The 19,629-nt window shown below is 53.7% G+C and carries 18 protein-coding genes; 2 read left to right on the top strand and 16 right to left on the bottom strand.

The features are described from left to right. The first annotated feature begins 40 nt into the window (after window positions 1–40). Window positions 41–1,573, top strand: coding sequence for an ABC transporter substrate-binding protein (locus tag PSAB_RS26125; RefSeq protein WP_025334556.1), 1,533 nt, complete (start codon window positions 41–43; stop codon window positions 1,571–1,573). An 8-nt stretch (window positions 1,574–1,581) separates the two neighbouring features. Here the strand turns inward: PSAB_RS26125 and PSAB_RS10590 are convergent, their stop codons facing one another. Further along, a complete protein-coding gene (locus PSAB_RS10590) occupies window positions 1,582–2,082 on the bottom strand; it encodes a hypothetical protein (protein ID WP_025334555.1) in 501 nt (166 codons plus the stop codon). A 57-nt stretch (window positions 2,083–2,139) separates the two neighbouring features. After that, window positions 2,140–2,754, bottom strand: coding sequence for a TetR/AcrR family transcriptional regulator (locus tag PSAB_RS10585; RefSeq protein ID WP_025334554.1), 615 nt, complete (start codon window positions 2,752–2,754; stop codon window positions 2,140–2,142). A gap of 171 nt (window positions 2,755–2,925) precedes the next feature. On the opposite strand from PSAB_RS10585, the gene PSAB_RS10580 reads away from it, so the two are divergent. Beyond that, entirely contained in the window at window positions 2,926–3,924 is a 999-nt protein-coding gene (locus PSAB_RS10580; protein ID WP_025334553.1) for an acrylyl-CoA reductase family protein, read from the top strand. Window positions 3,925–4,063: 139 nt separating this feature from the next. Here PSAB_RS10580 and PSAB_RS24570 read toward each other — a convergent pair whose 3' ends face one another. From PSAB_RS24570 to PSAB_RS10510, 14 genes are all read right to left on the bottom strand, one after another. Then, window positions 4,064–5,437: a DL-endopeptidase inhibitor IseA family protein gene (locus PSAB_RS24570; protein ID WP_025334552.1), complete on the bottom strand. Its 1,374-nt coding sequence runs from the start codon at window positions 5,435–5,437 to the stop codon at window positions 4,064–4,066. A gap of 187 nt (window positions 5,438–5,624) precedes the next feature. Then, window positions 5,625–6,584 carry a DMT family transporter gene (locus PSAB_RS10570; protein ID WP_051529755.1) on the bottom strand — a complete coding sequence of 320 codons (960 nt, stop codon included), beginning with the start codon at window positions 6,582–6,584 and terminating at the stop codon, window positions 5,625–5,627. A 160-nt stretch (window positions 6,585–6,744) separates the two neighbouring features. After that, complete coding sequence (trpS, locus tag PSAB_RS10565) at window positions 6,745–7,752, bottom strand: tryptophan--tRNA ligase (RefSeq protein WP_025334550.1); 1,008 nt, start codon at window positions 7,750–7,752, stop codon at window positions 6,745–6,747. A gap of 483 nt (window positions 7,753–8,235) precedes the next feature. Next, window positions 8,236–8,748, bottom strand: a complete 513-nt coding sequence (lepB, locus tag PSAB_RS10560; RefSeq protein ID WP_025334549.1) for a signal peptidase I — start codon at window positions 8,746–8,748, stop codon at window positions 8,236–8,238. 15 nt (window positions 8,749–8,763) lie between these two features. Continuing rightward, window positions 8,764–9,165, bottom strand: coding sequence for a DUF4265 domain-containing protein (locus PSAB_RS10555; protein ID WP_025334548.1), 402 nt, complete (start codon window positions 9,163–9,165; stop codon window positions 8,764–8,766). Between the two features lie 70 nt (window positions 9,166–9,235). Continuing rightward, complete coding sequence (locus PSAB_RS10550; RefSeq protein WP_025334547.1) at window positions 9,236–10,096, bottom strand: SDR family oxidoreductase; 861 nt, start codon at window positions 10,094–10,096, stop codon at window positions 9,236–9,238. Between the two features lie 33 nt (window positions 10,097–10,129). Next, the gene (locus PSAB_RS10545; RefSeq protein WP_025334546.1) at window positions 10,130–10,924 is read right to left on the bottom strand and encodes a lipid II flippase Amj family protein; all 795 of its coding nucleotides are present in this window, start codon (window positions 10,922–10,924) and stop codon (window positions 10,130–10,132) included. Window positions 10,925–11,113: 189 nt separating this feature from the next. Beyond that, window positions 11,114–11,698 (bottom strand): putative ABC transporter permease, encoded by a 585-nt coding sequence (locus PSAB_RS10540; RefSeq protein WP_025334545.1) that lies wholly within the window; start codon window positions 11,696–11,698, stop codon window positions 11,114–11,116. Window positions 11,699–11,855: 157 nt separating this feature from the next. Then, window positions 11,856–12,710 carry a protein phosphatase 2C domain-containing protein gene (locus PSAB_RS10535; protein ID WP_025334544.1) on the bottom strand — a complete coding sequence of 285 codons (855 nt, stop codon included), beginning with the start codon at window positions 12,708–12,710 and terminating at the stop codon, window positions 11,856–11,858. 66 nt (window positions 12,711–12,776) lie between these two features. Next, window positions 12,777–14,015 (bottom strand): extracellular solute-binding protein, encoded by a 1,239-nt coding sequence (locus PSAB_RS10530; protein WP_025334543.1) that lies wholly within the window; start codon window positions 14,013–14,015, stop codon window positions 12,777–12,779. Window positions 14,016–14,041: 26 nt separating this feature from the next. Further along, window positions 14,042–15,733 carry an ABC transporter permease gene (locus PSAB_RS10525; protein ID WP_226991786.1) on the bottom strand — a complete coding sequence of 564 codons (1,692 nt, stop codon included), beginning with the start codon at window positions 15,731–15,733 and terminating at the stop codon, window positions 14,042–14,044. Continuing rightward, entirely contained in the window at window positions 15,717–16,820 is a 1,104-nt protein-coding gene (locus PSAB_RS10520) for an ABC transporter ATP-binding protein (RefSeq protein ID WP_025334541.1), read from the bottom strand. The genes PSAB_RS10525 and PSAB_RS10520 overlap by 17 nt, the downstream gene beginning before the upstream one ends. 93 nt (window positions 16,821–16,913) lie before the next feature. Beyond that, window positions 16,914–17,966, bottom strand: a complete 1,053-nt coding sequence (locus tag PSAB_RS10515) for an ABC transporter substrate-binding protein (RefSeq protein WP_025334540.1) — start codon at window positions 17,964–17,966, stop codon at window positions 16,914–16,916. Window positions 17,967–18,396: 430 nt separating this feature from the next. Then, complete coding sequence (locus PSAB_RS10510) at window positions 18,397–19,629, bottom strand: response regulator (protein ID WP_226991817.1); 1,233 nt, start codon at window positions 19,627–19,629, stop codon at window positions 18,397–18,399.

Raw genomic sequence — 19,629 nt, 5'->3', positions numbered from 1 at the left:
AGGCAAAAAATACCACCGAGTCATCTTCTCCCTACAGAACATGAATTTGCTGGCTGAATCCTTTGTTCCCAGCCACGTATATGACGGGCTTGTCCGCACAGGGGCCGGCGGCGAAGAGATTGTTCCCGGTCTGGCCCATGCCTGGGAGACCGACGGAACACGGACAAGCTGGACCTTCCACCTCCGCAAGGAAGTGCTGCTGCATAACGGCGCGATCCTTGATGCGGACGATGTCGTCCACTCCTTCTCCCGCTTGATCCGGATGCCCCGGGGCAGGCTGTACAGCTTTATTTTGCGGGATATGGTTGAGGTGAAGGCCCTGAACAGGCTGACGGTAAGCATCCGGCTTAAAACGCCGAACGAGCTGTTTCTTTCGTTTTTGTGTACGAGCCGGGCGGCCGTCGTTCCGCGGGAGCCGGAGCGCAGCCTGGAGGGGCGCTTCGTCACGAAGCCGGTCGGAACCGGCCCGTTCAAAGTTGCGGAATGGAATGATGGGTTTTACGTGCTGGAGGCGTTCCCGCATTATTTTCAGGGAAGGGCGCAGCTGGACCGGGTGGAGATTTTGCATGTTCCGTGGGATGCGGAGCCGGATGTGGCCGATGCGGAATTCCCTTTTCACATCATCCAGAATCCCCGTCCGGAAGAATCCGCTTCGTTAAGCCGGATTCACACCGAGACCTCCGTCCGCAAATTTCTTACCTGCAACACCAAAAAAGCGGGACCGCTAAGCGATCCCGCCGTCAGGGCGGACGTGATGTCTTGTCTGGGAAGGCTGGACGAGCCGGAGAATGGTTCCGGCCCTCATGACCCGGGCGGTATCACTGGTAATCCCGGGATTTCCAGCAATCCTGGGATTTCTGGCACGATTGGTATTCCGGGCTCATCCGGCGATTCAGGCACGGATGCTGTCCCGGGCGTACCCGGCACAGTTGGTGCCCCCGGCGATATCGGCGGTTCTGGCTCGGATGGTACCACGGGCAATCCCGGTGCTTTCGACGTTCCCGACAGCAACCCAAGGGTTTCCGGCGTTCCCGGCGACTCCGGCGTTCCCTCTCCCACCGGTACTTGCCGTCCCGCCGCCTTCGGAGCAGCCGGCTCACTGTCCGGGCTGTCCTTGCGGATTGCCACGATTCCGCAGTACGCGGCGGACGCCAGGCTCGTCGCCGCGAGACTGGCGCAGCGCGGCATTTCGGCGGCTATCATCTCCGTACCGCCGGAAGAATTCAAAGGGCCGGTGCGGATGGAAGCCGACCTCATCCTGTTCGCGCTCGTCCGCGACCGGGACGAGCAGCTCAGGCTCTTCGATCTGTATCAGACGCTTGCGGAGCACGTCACGCCGCTGGCCCGGGCGGAGATCGAAGCCGAACTGCATCTGATCGCGCGCGAGCCCGGTCATGCCGCACGGGCCGAGGCGTTCAGCCGGATCGAGGGCCGGCTGATTCGGGAGCGTGAGCTGCATATTTTGTACGAAAAGCCGGTGGAAACGGCCTATCTGCCATCCGTCCGGGGAGTCCGGTTCAACAGCCAGGGCTGGATCGATCTGCGGCATGTCTGGTTTCCGCAGCCCGTCTGAATTAGAGGCTACTCGTCCGATACCTTCGTTATGTTGACTGCGTCCCCGGCCTGAAGATGCATCTCTACCTTACCCGCCGTATGCTTGCCGACGAATTTAATACGATTTTTGCCTTTGTCCAGAGTCACCATACTGACTCCGTTGCCGCTTCCCTCTGCAATAGTTGACGCCTGCTCGCTTGGGGTTACAAGCACAACCTTGAATTCCCCTTTGCCGACGGTCAGGGAATAATCGATCCGGATGTCGGCTTTTTTCTTCACATTCAGAATCCATATGGTATCCGTACCCGAAAAGCCTTTAAATTCAATATCCGCTATCCGGGAAGTCGTTGAACCTTTCCGCAAGAAATAGCTATATTGGTCGCCTTCCTGAACGATAGCAGCGTTATTATTATACATTTGCTCCTTATCATACGTTAGGTCCTTGCCGCCGCTGATCAGACTGCAGCCTGCCATCAGTAATACGGCGTATATAGCACCGACCTTTCCGAGCCGCCTGATAGTTAACATTGAAATCCCCTCCTGGAGAGCAGATTTCAATAATTTAACATTTTATTTACCCGCCGCCTATGACTTTTTCACCGTCTCCGGTGCGAGCAGCTTCATCACCGACTGCCGACAGGCATCCCGGTACACGGCATGAAGCTCGTCCTGGCCGGTCATCAGCCACTGGATCAGACAGCCGTCAATGATCGACCGGATAACCGGGGCGGTCTCCTGCACCGACAGCCGGGGATCGAACATGCCCTCGCGCTGGCCAAGCTCCACAATTTCCGCGCTGATTCGCGCGCAGTTGTCATAGAAGCGGCTGTTGATTTCCCGGTAGGAGGCACTGCGGCTGGCTCTCGCCAGAAAGTCAAGATACACCCGGTAGAAATCCCGGTTCTTCTCCGGTGACACAAAGACGGAATCGATATACGCGGCCATTTTGTCCACTGCCCGGGATTGTCCGTTTACCGCCGCGGTTTCTTTTTCATAAATTTTCCCTGTCAGCCACCCCAGCAGTTCCACAAGCACGGCCTCTTTGTTATCAAAATAATAATGGACGACGCCTTTGCTGACCTTTGCGCTATCCGCTATCGTCTGGAGCGTTACGGCATCATACCCTTGTTCGGCGATGGCCTGAAAGGCAGCGTACAGAATCTGTTTGCGTTTTTCTTCGGATTTTTTGTAACGGACCATAGAGCACCTGCCTGTAAAGAAGATATTGTAATTGAAAAAAAGGTATAAGAAATCATTGACATAAAAAAGTTGACCGGTCAGAATAAAAATATAACGACAGCATTTGACCCAACCAACCGGCTTTAATCATTCATTAATGCTTTACATACTCATTAAAAGGAGCGTATCATTATGTCCTCATCCTTTCAAGCCCTGTTTGTAGACAACACGGAGCCGTTCAGCGTCGCTGTCAAACCGGTTTCATTAGACGATCTGCCCGCAGGTGAAGTGATCATCAAGGTTGCTTATTCCAGCGTGAATTACAAAGACGGTCTGGCCTCGATTCCTGACGGCAATATCGTCAAATCGTATCCTTTTGTGCCCGGCATCGATTTGTCCGGCGTGGTGGAATCGTCCGAGGATGAACGCTATAAGCCAGGCCAGCCGGTACTCGTTACCGGATACGGATTCGGCGTGTCTCATTTCGGCGGTTACAGCGAGTATGCCCGCGTCCCTGCGGACTGGGTCGTTCCGCTGCCGGACGGCCTGTCCCTGAGAGAAGCGATGATTTACGGCACGGCGGGCTTTACGGCAGCCATGTCCATTCAAGCGCTTGAAGACAACGGCGTATCGCCGGATCAGGGAAAAGTGCTCGTCACGGGCGCGGCCGGAGGCGTCGGCGGCGCGGCCGTCGCGATGCTGGCTGCGCGCGGCTATCACGTTGTCGCCGGTACAGGCCGCACCTTGGAGAGCGATTACCTGAAAGGGCTCGGCGCAGCCGAGGTGATCTCGAGAAGCGAGATCTACGACCCTGAAGCCAAGCAGCGGCCGCTGGACAAGCAGCTCTGGCAGGCCGCCGTCGATCCGGTGGGCGGGAATCAGCTTGCGGCGATTCTCAGCAAAATCGCGTACCGCGGCTCGGTCGCCGTCAGCGGACTTACAGGCGGGACGAAAGTGCCGACAACGGTGCTGCCGTTCATTCTGCGCGGCGTGAATCTGCTCGGCATCGACTCCGTCTTCTGCCCGGCCGAGCTACGGCTCAAGGTATGGGGCCGGATGGCGAACGATCTGAAGCCAGCGGATCTGGAAACTCTTGTCGGCCGTGAGGTCACGCTGGCGGAACTGCCGCAGGCGCTTGCCGACATCTTGAAATCGAACACGCGCGGCCGGGTGCTGGTGAAACTGTCCTAAGCGGACGGCGGAACTGCCGGGCAAACTGAATTAAGGCAGCAATTAAGAGCAAAAATGACCTCATCTCCACAATAGCGTGGAGGTCGAGGTCATTTTTTTGTTCTTCCTATTTAATGCGGACTCTTGGAGATCAGCCTTTTTATTTAATGATGCCGACTTCCGAATCCAGTCTCCAGCCCGTGCCTTTCACAAACCGGAATGGTGCATCGACGATGACATGCTCGGTATCGCCTTGCGGTACGTCAAAACGGAACGTCTTCGCCTCCGCTCCATCAGCAAGCAGGCTTGCTTTTGCCTTGGACCAATCCCGCAGACTGCCTCCGTCGGCATTCGGCTGGGCGAGGCGTCCGCCCACTTCCGCAAGGCTGCCGCTTTGCGTCTGGCTGTTCCAGTATTGCTGAACTTTCTCCGGCGTGTAGACCTCCTTCAGATAGGAGAACAGCTTCTCTTTGGTGGATAGATCTTCGCCAAGCCAGCGGTAATGCTCGCCTTTGCCCGGAATGGAGAATTCCTTGATCTCTCCTTCCTTCGTCGCTTTGCCGCCGCTTTGGATATGCCAATAATGGGCGGCTGCCTTGGCTGCCAGGCCTGCGGCATCGGCAGGGCCGAATGCGGGAACGCCGTCCTTATTAACCGGAACGCCGCTTCTCGGCAGTTCACGATCGGAGGCCAGCGCCGCGATCACCCAGCTTCCGTTCTCTTTTTCAAGAGAAAGCGTGAGCATAACCGACGGCTCGGTACCGGCTGAAGTCGCCATATCCAGTCTCAGCTCGATCTGCTCCTTGCTGTTGCCGATAGGCGTGTCCTTGGTCACTTCCCATTTCGTGATCCAGGGACTGGAGACGCCGGTAACCCAGTTCAGCTCTTTGAACACGGGATACATCGTCTTTTTGAGCGCCTCGGAGAAGGCGGCATACTGTATAGAGGCGCTGCGCCGCTGCAGGCCAAAGGCATACAGCTCAGCCGCCTGTCTCGCGTCGGTCAGCACGATCGCCAACACCGGGGCCGTCTGCGTCGTCCGGTTCAACGAGAAGGACAGCCCGTGCTTCAGGTTGGCCAATATTTTACGAGCCATCCGGTAATCCGGACTGTTCGGTTTTTTGGCATAAGGCGTTTCCCCGGACTTGTGCAGCGCGTACACAATGCCGTTCAGGCTGCCGAGCACGGTATAGACCCCGCTTTCCTTATAGTCAGCCCATTTGGCGCTGTCGATCGCCTCGATGGTGAACAGCACTTCCTGGGGCAGCGACCGGTTTTGCGGAACATAATAGACCAGGGTTTGTTTGTCTTTCTCTGTGAATTGAAGCCGGTTCTTCCAATCGTTAGGCAGACGAAGCGTGAACACAGCGTTCTTGTACGTGAAGGTTTTGGAAGCGGCGGCGATCAGGGTGCCATGCCCCGGTTCCAAGGCTTTGGCCGATACGCGGCCGGGGGTGCCGACAACAATTCCGGATAACAATAGCGTTCCTGCGAGAACACCTGCCGTCAGCTTGCGAGTCAGAGATGTGGTCATAGTCTGTCGCTCCTTCTGAAGTGGATAGGGATTCATTCCATTATTTTCTTTTTCCAATCCTGTAAACGTATACCTGTCGGCAAATGTTGCAGTCCGGTGAATGTTTTTAGTTCGAACCACAGACAAAATAAGCGGCCGCGCCGAACATGGCGCAGCCGCTTTATATTTTTTACCAAATGGAGTTTTGTTATTCCCGGGAAGTCCCGGTAAAGTAATCCAGTTTCCGAGCTTCGGCATCGCGATCCAGCCTTCTGCGCTTGACCAGCTTGACCCGAAGCTGCTGAAAATCGAGTTCCATCATTAAAAGAGAAGCCATAATAAGCAGTCCGCCATAAAACAAATCGTCAGTCAACCGTTCGAATCCGAAAGCGATGGAAAAGACGCTCCCAAATACGCCTTCAAGCATCATAATCAGTCCGGCGGATGTCGCCGAGGTATGCTTTTGGGCTGCGATTTGAATCGTCTGCGCGACAAAGGAACACAGGATTCCCACATACAGCAATGGGATGAGGGCGGCCGACCAATCGATATCGGCAATCCGCTCCGTCTCCGCAAACAGGAAAAAAATCAATCCGCCGGCTCCCTGCACCGCGGCCAGCATAAAAGCTACAATACTCACATCCGTCTGTCTTGCTCCATAACCGAGATAAACAATCGAGCCGGCATAAAACACCGCGCACACCAAAGAGTAGAAGTCGCCGATATTTACCGTAAACGCTTTGTTCCATATCCCTGTCAGTATTCCCATACCAAGCATGCATAACGAGATAGAAATGAAGCTTTTGACCCTAAGCGGTTTTCGGTAGAAAGCCCAGGCTATGAAAGGAATCAAGACAACATATGTGGCCGAAATAAACGCGTTATTCGATGGAGTGGTATACTTGACGCCAATCGTTTGGGTAAGGAACCCGCCAAAATTGAGCAATCCGGCAATCAAGCCTATTTTAAAATCCTTGAAGGTCATATTAAATATCTTGGTATTAAAGAAGATAAGCACAAGCAGGGCAAAGAGAAAGCCCCGAAAAAAATTAATAAATCCTACAGATGCGTTGGCGTCCAACGCGATTTTGGTTACCACGAACCCCGAGCCCCAAAGCATGGAAATGAACAGCAGCAGGACATTGGCGGTGGATTTTGTCATTTTCATCTATTTAATCTCCTTCTAATAAAAAAAATCCTGCCTCGTTAAGAGACAGGATGCATCCGCTCTTCTATTGTTCTCATCAATACGGAACGTCTACCAAGATACTACACTACCTTCATGAGGTCAACCAAAATTTAGGACAAAAATTAGAATATTGGGCAGCCTATTCCCCGCTGAATCCTGCAAAATAGTCCAGTCCCATCGCCTCCCGCACCTCCAGCATGGTCTCACGCGCAATGGCGCGGGCCTGGGACGTGCCGCTCATCAGCAGATCGTCCACTTCGCGGGGCCGGGCCGCATAATACGACCTGCGCTCTGCCATCGGCTCAAGCAGCTCCGAGATGGTTTCCACGGCTCGCCGTTTGCACTCCGCGCAGCCGATCGCGCCCTTGCGGCATTCCTCGCCGATTTCCTCCGCCCCTTCCGGACGGAAGCAGCGGTGATACGCATAAACCGGGCAGATTTCGGGATGCCCCGGATCACCCTTGCGGACGCGCGAGGGGTCGGTCACCGCCTTGCGCATCTTCAGCTCCAGCTCCTCCCGGGAGGAATCGAGGTGAATCGCGTTACCAAGGCTCTTGCTCATCTTGGCGCTGCCGTCCGTACCCACCAGCCGAGGCGTATCGCCGACAAGCGCCCGGGGCAGGGTCAGCACGGGCCGGTACAGTTCGTTAAAGCGGCGGACTACTTTGCGGGCTAATTCGATAAGCGGCAGCTGATCTTCGCCCACCGGAATAATCGTCGCCTTGCAGAACGTAATATCCGCCGCCTGACTGACGGGATAACCAAGAAATCCGTAGTACATCTCATCTCCGCCGCCGCTCTGCGCTTCCGATTTTATGGTCGGGTTATGGCGCAGACTGTTCACGGTAACGAACATGGAATAGAACTGGGTCAGCTCGGCGATTTCCGGAATCATTGACTGGACGAAGATGGTCGCCCGCTCGGGATCGATCCCTGCCGCCAAATAATCCAGGGCGATCTCCCGCAGATGCGTCCGGATCAGCCCGGGCTGATGAAAATGGGTGGTCAGCGCCTGAACATCGGCCAGCATAATAAAGGTGTCGTACCGGTGCTGAAGCTCTACCCGGTTCTTAAGGGTTCCCGCGTAATGGCCCAGATGCAGCTTTCCGGTCACGCGGTCCGCGGTTAATACTCTCTCTTGATTCATTGTTCATTCTCCTTATTCGGTATATTGTCAACCTTAACCATCGCCACCAGCCGCCATCCAAGGCCATCACCCCCTTTCAAAATCTTCCCGTAAAGTGAAGAATCGGCTCTGCAGCCTTTGACCAACAAAAAAAGCCCCGTCCTTATAAGGACGAGACTGCTCGTTGTGCCACCTTAAGTTGACCGTTCTATCCGGCATAGCTGCGCGAAATCGGCGGTCCTCGTTAGACGGTGCGGAATCGGCGGTTCACGCCTCATCGATACCGTTCCCTCTGATAACGGCGGGAACCCCGGCCTATCCCTACGACCGGCGGGCCGGGCTCGGGACAGCAACTCGGAAGGCCATTCGATCGTATGCGGAACACCGGCTCGCAGCCACCGCCGGCTCTCTGAAATTCCTGGCATACGTCTACTTACCCTTCGTCTTCGTTGATTCTTATTTTGCAATTCCTTAAATTAATTGTAAATGTATTCCTTCCACAGGTCAACGCCGGAGCTTGTGAACGGGAATCTCCAGCACGACTTTGCCGATCAGCTTATCCTTCGCGACAAAAGGGGTGTCCCACATATGCGCGTCGAAGCTGATATTCCGGTTGTCTCCGAGGAAAAAATAGTGATCTTCCGGAACCGTTACCGGTCCGAAGGCGTAATCCATTTTTACGCTCAAATACGGTTCGTCCACCTTGTCCCCGTTGCGGTACAGCGCCCCGTCCTTGATCTGAACGACATCTCCGGGAAGCCCAATCAGCCTTTTGACATACAGCTTGGTCTCGCCTTTGATGGGAGGATGGAACACGACGATGTCTCCATGCTTCAGCGAGGTGGCCCACAACATTTTTTCCACAATCACCCTGTCTCCTACCTGAATGGTCGGGTCCATCGATTCCGTCGGAACTCTCATCGCTTCGGCGACATAACTGCGAATTAGCAAAGAAAGGACAATAGCAATCAGCAGGGTCGGTACCCAATCTTTAACCAGCTTGGTGAGCTTGTTCACTTTTAATAACCTCCGTTAAATACCGTAAGCACGGGTAATCTTATCAAGTTCAGCCTTCAAGGACTGCTCCGCTACCTTCGGAACGTGAATGATGAGGACCCCGCCAAATACGGTCTCCCATTTCCCGCCGCATTTCAGCACCTGCTTCCTAAATGATGCAAGCACTGGAGACTGTGCGGCTTCCCGGCTGAGCAGCCTGACCATTTTCACGTAGTCCGATTTACGCACCGTTTCCACGTAGTAATAGACGCCGCGTTCTTCTTTCACTTTGATGATGTCTCCCAGGGACAAGTCCGGTCTGAACACAGGCGTCTCTTCGATCCGGTATTCGTTCTCGCCGATGCGGGTAACATCGAGAATTTCAATTTCGCGTCCCGCTTCGTCGAAACAAAGCTGGAACTCCATAAACTCAGGCATCGGTTGCCTCCAATCGCTGTTATGTACCTAACTCTACAATAGACTACCGGACGGCAAAATTCAAACCTCGTCATGATCGGAGCGCCCGGGCGACGATCCGCTCGAACCAGCTCCACGGCAGCAGCGCCCTACCTCCGATCAGCAGTCGCGAGCCTCTACCTAGCACATAGCGCAGTCGGGGTGACCGCAGCCGGACAATGCGGCCAATCAGGTCGGCAACCTCCTGCGGATCGGGGGCCGTAACCGCAGCCTTGCGCGAATACTTCAGCACGGCATCCAGACGCGCCCGGTAAGGCGAGTCCCCGGCGGAAGCGATCTGCGACAGCCCCTTGTTCCAGATGGGCGTACGATACGCTCCCGGCTCCAGCAGAACGACCTTCACTCCAAACGGCGACATTTCATGCCGCAGACACTCACTGAAGCCCTCAACCGCGAATTTGGAAGCCGCGTAAGGCCCAAAGCCCGGGAAAGCGGCCCGGCCGCTGACGCTGCCGATGTTGACGATAAGCCCCGTCCTCCGCTCCCTCATCCGCGGAAGCACCGCCTTCGTCACCGCGACCAGGCCGAAAAAGTTCGTTTCGAGCTGCTGCCGCCACGCTTCCAGCGGCACCTCTTCCACAAAGCCGCCTGCCGCATAGCCCGCGTTATTGACCAGCACGTCGATTCTGCCGTAATCGGCCAGCACCGCCTTCACCGTCTCTTCGATCCCGGCGGGATCGGTCACATCCATGCGCATCACCCGCACGCGGCCCAGGATGCCGGAATGCTCCGCCCGCCGCTCCAGCTCTTCCTTCCTCGACGGCTCGCGCATCGTTGCTATGACCGTGCAGCCAAGCTCCGCCAGCTTTACGGCCGTCAGCAGCCCGAAGCCGCTGGAAGCCCCAGTGACAAAAGCCACGGCTTCCGAGTCCCGGTTCTTGGAATCATTCAATGCAACCTCTCCTTATCTTGCATATTCGTCTCCCTACACCATCAGCCGGACGATCAAGGTAATCAAAAGGGCAGCGGGATAAAGAACGAACTGGCCTAGCAGCGTGCCCAGAAACCGGGAGCCCATGAGCAGCACATATACCTTGCCAAGCTGGCTGCGGTGCTCCGGGCTGGCCGTCGCCTTGTCAGTGATCAGCCCGAGCTGCGGGTCAATGAAGATTGTCAGCAGTATCGTCGCCATCCCGTTAATGATCCCCGAAGCCTGGGAGGCGGTCGTGCTGAACTGCGGCACGAGATGGGCCGCATACAGCGACGACATCACGCCCACCGTATAGAAAGCCGTAACGAAAATATTCAGCACGATCAGCCGTTTCGGAACATCCAGGTATCGGAAATAGTACAGCCCGATTTTCGGCCGTCTGACATACTTCCGGGTATTTTTCAATTGTCCGATCGTGACGCTGGCCAGCAGCTTCGGGATAGAACCCTGGATTTCCAGCTTGGCAATGATGCGTCCGAACAACCCGATAAAAGTGGGGAACAGTCCGATGGCAATCAACGTTCCGAGCGAGCCGCCCAGCAGGATAATCCTTAAATAATTCTCCAGATGAAAGCTTGAATCGTTTCTCGCGACATCCACAAATTTGGCAGTCAGCGGAGCCTGAATCAGATTTGCCGTTCGAGAGACGAGCACAATAATGCCGGTCAGGGACAGCGCGATCGCGATTTTGTTCAGTCTGACCCCGGCGTACCGGACGGAATACGACAGTGTTTCGGCGGTATGTATAACCATTGTAAGAAGAAAGACGACAAGCAGACTTCCGGCCATTCCAGTTTCCTCCCCAAGCTCCGCCCTGCCCTAAGGCTGCATGCGGAGCATTCCCAAGACTGGGTATTTCATCCATCCCATTCTAGCACATCGCCCACTTCAAGTCTTCGGCAAAAAAATGACAGGCAGCCTCATGAGGAGACCGCCTGTCATTTTCTTGTGTAAACAACGACTCTTTAAGCCCGGACGTTACAATACATCGCCGGCCTCATTGCCAAACTCCATCACCCCCGCTTCCCTGCGGCGAATGAGGAAAGTCAGGGCAAGATCGGCGGCAAAGCCGAGAGATACCAAGGGAAGGAGCACGCTCCAGACATCCACCGTCAGCGAGTACAGATGAATCATCAGCGGATGAACGGCAACGAGGCATACAACGGCTAATCCCCACCAGTACAGTGAAAACAGCAGACAGATATGTCCGCCGAGTTGAAACTCCTGGCCCGTGTAATCCCACCACCGGCGGCGGAACAGAAGCTTCAGCAAAGCCCCGGTGGCATATTCCACAGCCGACGGTACGATAAATGCCGCGGCCAGAAACAGCGGCAGCGGCATGGTCGTGCCGCCCAAGGCCAGCAGAAGCAGAGGAGTGAAGCCGTACATCGGTTTATACGGCCCTTTCATCAGGCCCTCCTTGCGGAATGTCCCGTTGCTGTACCGGTTATACAATCCCTCGATAAGCCAGCCCAATATCGAATAGACAATAAAATAAAAAAAGTATTCCCCGGGCAGACTATGCGCCGCCTCCCGGCCCCAAGAAAACAATCCCGATATCATTAACTTCCCGCCTTCACTGTCAGAATGGAATATCCGATTTTTTCTTGCAAATCGGGCATATTATGCCATTCTGGAGACAGGAATATGCGCATAAAATCAGCCCTGCATTAGCAGGGCTTTAAAGGCCGCATGTGGTTTGCGCGGACCTTAACCTTAATTATCTCAATCGGATATAAATCCCAGTCTTGTCATCCGATACTTTAAACCGGGGATAGCGAATGCATTCGGAGTCTTCCCGTTCCAATTGCAGCAGCCACTCGGCATAACGGCTAAGGCCTGTCTGCCTGACCTCGCGGACCATTGATTTAACCCCATCCTCTTCAGAGGTTTCACCCTCCTCCGGATAGAACAGGCCGTCCGATACGAGCAGCAGGCTCTGCAGCCGGATCCGGTTGATTCTTCCATATTCGAAGAACTGCTCCGCTTCAGCCATTCCGTTAAGGACAGAATACCCTTCGGCCGTGTTCATTTTCTGCTTGTTAGCCGCAATTACGGGCTTGACCGTCTCCCATAATTGATCTTTGGAGCGCACTCCCTCCTCAATGCCATCGACCCATATCCGCTTCGACTCATGATCAATCGCAGCCACATGATCCCGGGTTATCGACCGGATCGCCCCATCCTCATAAATCGCATAGATCATGCAATCACCGGCCTGTATGAACTCGACGGCGGCATCGGTTATGCGAACAAGGGCTGCGCCCGCTGTCCATAATTCATCCTTCGACTGCGGATTAATCCCGCATCGTTTCATTTCCTGGCCCAGCCGGAGGTTGGCATCCCGAAGAAGGGCTTCCATTCCTCTAAATTCTGCAGCGGTTACACTTTCGGCATATTGCTTGACGATTTGAGAAGCTAGCCGACCGCCGGTTTCATTGCCTTCCCCGCGGAACGGCACAAGCGAAGTGGCGCCGTCCACCACACCATAGAGCTTCAGCTCCTCATTCAGTATGACGGCGTCCTCATTCCACTCCCCCGTGCCTTGAACTGAAATCCAATCCATTTCAATCATGTTAACCTTCCCCTGTCCAATATATATTCCATCCCGGCAGCATCGCCCATCCAAATGCCCTAAAGATTAGGGCATGTATGGCAGTAATTGCGCAGCGTATGCACCGAAATCCGCCTCCTGTTCCATCTCCAGATGGTTAAGGATTTGCGTGATCTGTTCCCAGCGCAGACCCGCGTCTGCCGATGGCTTCTGGCTCTCCAGCGTGCCGACCGCGCCAAGAAGCACGCCATATTTTCTGTTTAAGGCATAGTTTCGGGTGATGGCCTCAATCGTCTGATTTCGCACCGGCAAATACCCGGTTGCCTCAAGCACCTTGGTCTGAGCTTCGGAGGAGGCGAGGTAGTTCACCACATTTTCCGCCGCACTCCCAGCCTTCTTGCCGGCCACGATGCCAAATGAGCTGATGTGAGGCAGTAACACATTCCCGCCCGCAAGCGGCGCCGGAAGCATGTCATACTCAAATTTTCCGGCAATGTAATGGTCCAGCCAAGGTATCATATTTGAATGGGTCATATAAAATAACGTCTTGCCGGAAATGAAATCACTCGGCGCCAACTGGCTGCGAAGCGGCTTCATGGCCTTCGAATCAAAGACGAGTCCGCTCCATATCCGGAGCAGGCGTTCCAGTCTTTGATTACCGGGCAGGCCGCTTTGCCGGGATTGCTCCCATAAATTCAGCAGAATAAACGGCTTCGAATCATCCATGACCAGCGCTTGCTCCCAGCCCGCCGAATTGCGGGCCGTCAGATCGGCTTTCCATGCCTTCGTTTTGCTTCCAAGCTCCTCCAGAGAAGAGAAGTCGATCGCTTTATCCACACCCGTCCATTTCATCAGGTTCTTATTGTAGAACATCACCGGAACGGAGACTCCCGCCGGAACCGCCCATAACCGTTCGCCATAAGTGAATGGCTTGGCCGCCGCAGGCATAATCTCTCCGGGGAGAAGCGCACTGCCGAAGACCGGTGCTAACGCATTCATCGAGACCAGTTCAGACAGCCCGTAGGAGCTGTCCAGCTCAGTTATCTGCGGAGCGGTCTGAATCGACAGCGCCGCGAGAAGCTCTGTATACAGTTCCTTATATGAAGGAAATACTCTCACTTCAAGCTCAACACCCGAATGGGCTTTCTGATACGACGCCAGCAGGTCCGACCACCCGTCCGTATAGATCCAGCAGACCAGCTTCTCTTTTTCCGTGTCATATTGCTCCGGGACCCGCTTGACCTCAGTGAAATAGTTGGAATATACAATGACGGTAACCGTAATAATGACTAATAAAGCCGCCCATACGACACTGTTTTTTGTCATTGTCATCCTCCCTTTCTACTGGGTCCTTACACGGATAGCCCTTTTCCGCCGGACAGCTTATTCGCAATGAGCAAGGAAATCAGCGTGCTTAACGTCAGAATCGATGCAAGCGCCGCACCCGTTCCATAATTGGAGGTGAATACCTCGCTATAGATCGTAACGGAAATCGTTGCTGTTGCTCCATAATACAACACAAGAGTCGAGCTAAGCTCGTTAATCGTTGTAATCCAGCTCAGAATCGCTCCGGATATGACGCCCGGCGCCATCAGCCTTCCAGTTGTCTTGAAGAACGTCTTCATCGGCGGAACGCCCAGACTGATGGACGCTTCCTCCACACTGCGGTCAAGCTGATGAAGAATGGCGGTGCTGGAGCGTATGGTGTATGGAATTTTGCGCACGACATAGGCAATGACAAGAATGATCCATGTTCCCGTTAGCACAACCGGCGGTTTGTTAAAAGCGACAATCAGACTGATCCCGAGCACCGTCCCAGGCATGACATACGGAATCATCAGAATGCCGTCGAGTGCCGCCGTAAGCTTGGATTTGCGCCGCACCAGGATATACGAAATCAGCATGCCGCCCGCAACCATAATGATGATGGACAGAATGGAATACGAATACGTGTGAATAATCGAACGGGGAACCCGGTACAGCACTTCCCTGTAGCTATCGAGGCTAAACCCTGACTGGAAGACAGGACCCTTCGTTTTGATAAATGACGTTAAGATGACTGTAAGCTGCGGCAGGATCGAAATACACGCCGGAATAAAAGCAAGAATTGTCAGCAGCGTCTTCGCGAGTGGCTTCAGCGGAATCAGCTTCGGTGTGCGCATGCCCGTCATTGAAAAGTTTTTGCGTGCGACGAAATATCGCTGAGTGAACAAGACCGACGTGGAGAACAAGATCAGGATGATGCTCAGCGTACTGGCCATCGCCGGGTTGCCGCCCATCTCGCTCACGAACTGCTCATAGGCGAGAATCGGGAGCACCTTGAAGCCTTGTCCCAGCAGCATCGGTGTGCCGAAATCCGCGAAGGATGCCATGAATACCATTAACGCCCCGGCCGACAGAGTTGGAAAAATCAAGGGCAAGGTCACGGTGCGAAGACGCTGCCAGGAGGTCATCCCGAGGCTTTCCGACGCTTCCTCCAGCGACGTATCGATCGTCTTCAGCGCGCCGGAGACGTACAGGAAGATATGCGGATAAAATTGCAGCGCGAAAACGAACACGATACCGTGCATTCCGTAGATCGACGGAACCGAAATGCCGAGGTCTCGAATAAATCTGGTAATAAAACCGTTGTTGCCCATCAGCAAGATCCACGAATACGCGCCAATGAACGGAGGCGACAGCAGAGACATCACAATCATAATCTGCATGAGACCTTTGAATTTAATCGCATACCGGGTGGATAAATAGGCCAGCGGTACTCCGATCAGGATTGCCCCCAGTGTGGCAAGCGCGGATACCATAAAGCTGTTCAGCAGCGCCATACGGTAGTATTTTAATGAAATGAAGGTAATATAATTCTCGATCGTGAAGCCGCCTTCTTCGCTGATAAAGCTGTTGATGAACAACGTGACCAGCGGGTAAACCACGAAGACGCAGAGCAGCAGGTAGACCACGATCGTGACTGCGGTCCAGAAATCCCATTTTCTAAGCAGAAGTCTCTGCCGGATGACATTGCCCGGACTAGGCTCAGCTCTCGATAGCACGGTAGATCACCTCCTCGCCGCTACCATTGTAAATGACGGACTGGCTCAGCTGCAGATCAAGATAAACAGGCTGCTTCGGTTTGTAAATATCCCGCGTATACACCGAATGGTCATGAACCTCAATGGATTCTCCCGACGCCATTTTTACCGTATAGCTGACTTTCTCCCCAAGGAAAGTAACCTCGTCTATCGTGCCTTTATATTCATGTTCCACGGAAGGCTCAGGCGACAGTTTAACCCGTTCGGGCCGGATGGAGAACAGCACCTTCCCGGAATGCGGCTTTAGCAGAGGCAGTTCGGTTTCAAGGCCCATCAGCTTGATATTGGCGGGATTGCTAAGCGTAGCGCCTCCTTCACAGGTTCCGTCCAGAAAGTTCGAGGTGCCCATGAAGTTTGCGACAAAACGGTTTTGCGGATACAGATAAATCTCCTCAGGGGAAGCAATCTGCTGGACGGTACCATTATGCAGGACGGCAATCCGGTCGGATACAGCCAGCGCCTCCTCCTGGTCATGCGTTACGTAAATGGTCGTGATGTTCAAGTCTTTTTGCAGCTTGCGGATATCCGTGCGCATCTTCACTCTCAGCTTGGCATCTAGGTTCGACAAAGGTTCATCCATTAGCAGCAGTGCCGGACGGATGACAATCGCGCGGGCCAAGGCAATCCGCTGCTGCTGCCCGCCGCTCATGTTGGACGGTATGCGGTCTTTAAGATGCGTGAGCTCCACCATGTCGAGCGCCTCCAGCACCCGGGTCCGAATCTCGTCCTTGGGAACTTTTCTCGCCTTCAGGCCGTAGGCCACGTTATCAAATACAGTCATATGGGGGAAAATCGCATAGTTCTGAAACACCATGCCGATATTGCGTTCGTGAGTGGGTACATCGTTAATCAATTGATCGCCAAAATAAATATGGCCTTCTTCCTGTCTGTAGAAGCCCGCGATCGTCCGAAGCAGCGTCGTCTTGCCGCATCCGCTGGGGCCGAGCAAGGTGAAGAACTCGCCTTCTTCTATAGTAAAATGCGCATTATTAACAGCCTTTGCCGTACCGAAGTATTTTGTGACATGATCGAAAACAACCTTGCTCATGAGTATCTCCTCGCTTCCGGTAATGACGGGAAGAGCGGCAGCAGCCGATTCATGCTCCCTCTGCCGCCGCTCTTCTCCTTGATACGTGATACCTTATTCCTGTCCAGTCGTGATTCGGGTGAACTTTTTAATAATTTCGTCTTTATTGGTCGCGGCCCAATCGAAGTTATAATCGACCAGTTTGATATCGCCTGTCTGAGGCAGACCCTCTACAGGAGCTACATCCTTACGCACGGAGCGGCGCTTGAATTCCTTTTGCACGATCTCCTGCGCGTCTTTGCTTACGAGGAAATCGACGAACTGCTTGGCCTGCTCGAGATTCTTGCTGCCTTTCATAATGGCTGCGCCGTCAGGTACAGCGGAGGTTCCTTCTGCCGGATAAATGATGCCGATTTGCGAGCCTCCTTCAATGTAACGAAGAGCCGCATCCTCAAGGGTGATGCCGAGCGCGAATTCTTTGTCCGGAACGGCACGCTGCACAAGGCTTGAACCGGAGAGGATTTTGCCATCCATATTCGCCACCAGCTTCTTCACGTAATCCCAGCCCTTGCCGTCTTCTTTGCCGAAAGCCGTCAGCATTGTCACCAGCTGGGTATAGGAAGAGCCGGATTTGGACGGATCGGCAAAAGCGATATTGCCTTTCCACTTCGGATCAAGCAGATCCTCCCAGGATTTTGGCAGCTCACTTTCAGACACCAGTTCTTTGTTGTAAGTAATAACCATCGGGAGCGCGTTGAATGGCGTCCAGTAGGAATTCTTATCTACGTAAGCCGGCAGCAGGTTGTCATATTCCTTAGTCTTATAAGGCTGGAAGTATTCTTTATAGGATTCCAGGGAGTCTGCGCCACCCGCCCAGAATACATCGCCTAGCGGATTTCCCGCTTCTGCCTGCACTCTTTTCAGCAGTTCCCCCGTGCCTCCGGAGATCAAGTCCACTGTAATTCCTGTCCGGTCTTGAAACTCTTTAATAATGGGGTTGTTGATTTCCGCCGCATTCGGGGAGTATACCGTCAATTTCCCGCCCCCGGCCTTTCCTCCGCTTTCAGAGCCGGTAGTTGCGGCTGTGTCCTCTTTAGCCCCGCATGCCGTGATCGTTAGTGTCATGAGTGCCATAGCGACGAGACCTTTAAGCCATCTTTTCTTCATTTCTTTCCAACCTCCGCTTGATGTCATGTTTTCTTTCATCGATTGAATCTATACCCACTATACTTAGCGGCCACTGTTCCCTCAATGGGACAAAATTTCGTAATTGTTTAAAAAAATGATCTCCAAAAACAGTAAAATCGCCCCCTTTCGGGGACGATCCCTTGATTTTACTGGTTTTATTATTAACATTCATCTAACGCATAATTGTCATATCATTCACATATATAAGCTGAACTAAAGATTTTTCCATCAGATACCAGTCGCAACTACGAGGAACGTTTGGACTTCCGGCCGCTGTTGTCTCCAGATTTCTTGATTTAATCCACTCTTCGCGGTTGCAATCCGGAGACAAAGGCGATCGCTATCGCTCCTACAGTTCCAAACTTCCCCTTCGTTACTCCTTACACTGATTACATTTTTCAAGCTCATCTTATATAAGTTCCCTTTCTTTACGGAATTCTGTCGGGGTCTTGCCTGTAGCCTTGCGGAATAACTGGCTGAAATAGCGTGAATCCTGATAGCCGACGGCCAGCGATACTTCATATATCCGCGAATCAGGAGAACTTAACAGCTCCATCGCTTTTTCCATTCTCACCTGTGTCACATAATCAATAAAGGTCGTCCCCGTAGCTTTACGGAACAGTCTGCTGAAATGGGCCTCACTTATGTGAAACTGGGCGGCGAGCTGCTGCAAGGACAGATCCTCCGCATAGCGTGTCTGAATGAATGCCTCTACCTGTTTGAAATTGGCGGCATCTGTAGCTACAGGCTGCTCTCCCCAGCACTCAATATCGCCAAACTCATATACTCCGCTCTTCTGCCCCGGACCCGGGCGCTTGAAATGAAGCGCGGCCGTCGCCTCGCGGTGAGCCTGCCCTACACTCTCAAGGCTTTGATGCGGCAGGCTTAGCCCAATAACGAGCGGGCTGTTCCCTGAAATCTCTTGAATCCGGCTCCAGAGCTGCTTACCATGATCTCCTGAATCCGCTCCGATCATTAGCGCCGCACGGTTCCCGCCCAGCGTCACAGGAGGCCCTATGAGTATATCCCATAATCGGTCATGCAGTTCATCCTTGAGCTGCTCGTGCCAGCAGGTATGATCCTCATACTGAATCAGTGCAATGCGGAACCCTTCTTCACACAGCCGCCGGTTATCGATGATCTCCGTTAACATCCTGGCGGATTTCGGATCGGAAATCCCTAATAATTGGTCATGAAGAAGCTTCTCCAGCACAAGGGTATACCCGGCGGACACCCATTCTCTAAGCTCCCGTTCGACCGTTTCATTGTCCCTGCTGGCCTTGATATCCCCGCAGACCTTCTCAAAGACCTCCACTAATTCATCCGGATTGGTCGGCTTCAATACATAATCAGCTGCTTTAAGCTTCACTGCCTGCTGTGCATAGGTAAAGTCATCAAATCCCGTTAAAAATATAATGCGAATACTAGGGTGAATCCGCTGCGCTTCTTCCGCAAGCTGCATTCCATCCATACTCGGCATCCGAATATCAGTCAGCAAAATATCCGGTTTATGCTCTTTAACCGCCTGCAGCGATTGCTCTCCGTTCAAAGCCTCGGCCACAATCTCGCAATCGAGAGCCTGCCAGTCAATCGTCTGCTTCAGTCCCTCCCTGATGAGCCACTCATCGTCTGTAATCAACAC

The sequence above is a fragment of the Paenibacillus sabinae T27 genome (genome assembly GCF_000612505.1).
Taxonomy (GTDB): Bacteria; Bacillota; Bacilli; order Paenibacillales; family Paenibacillaceae; genus Paenibacillus_AQ; species Paenibacillus_AQ sabinae.
This window is presented reverse-complemented; position numbering and strand designations above follow the sequence as displayed.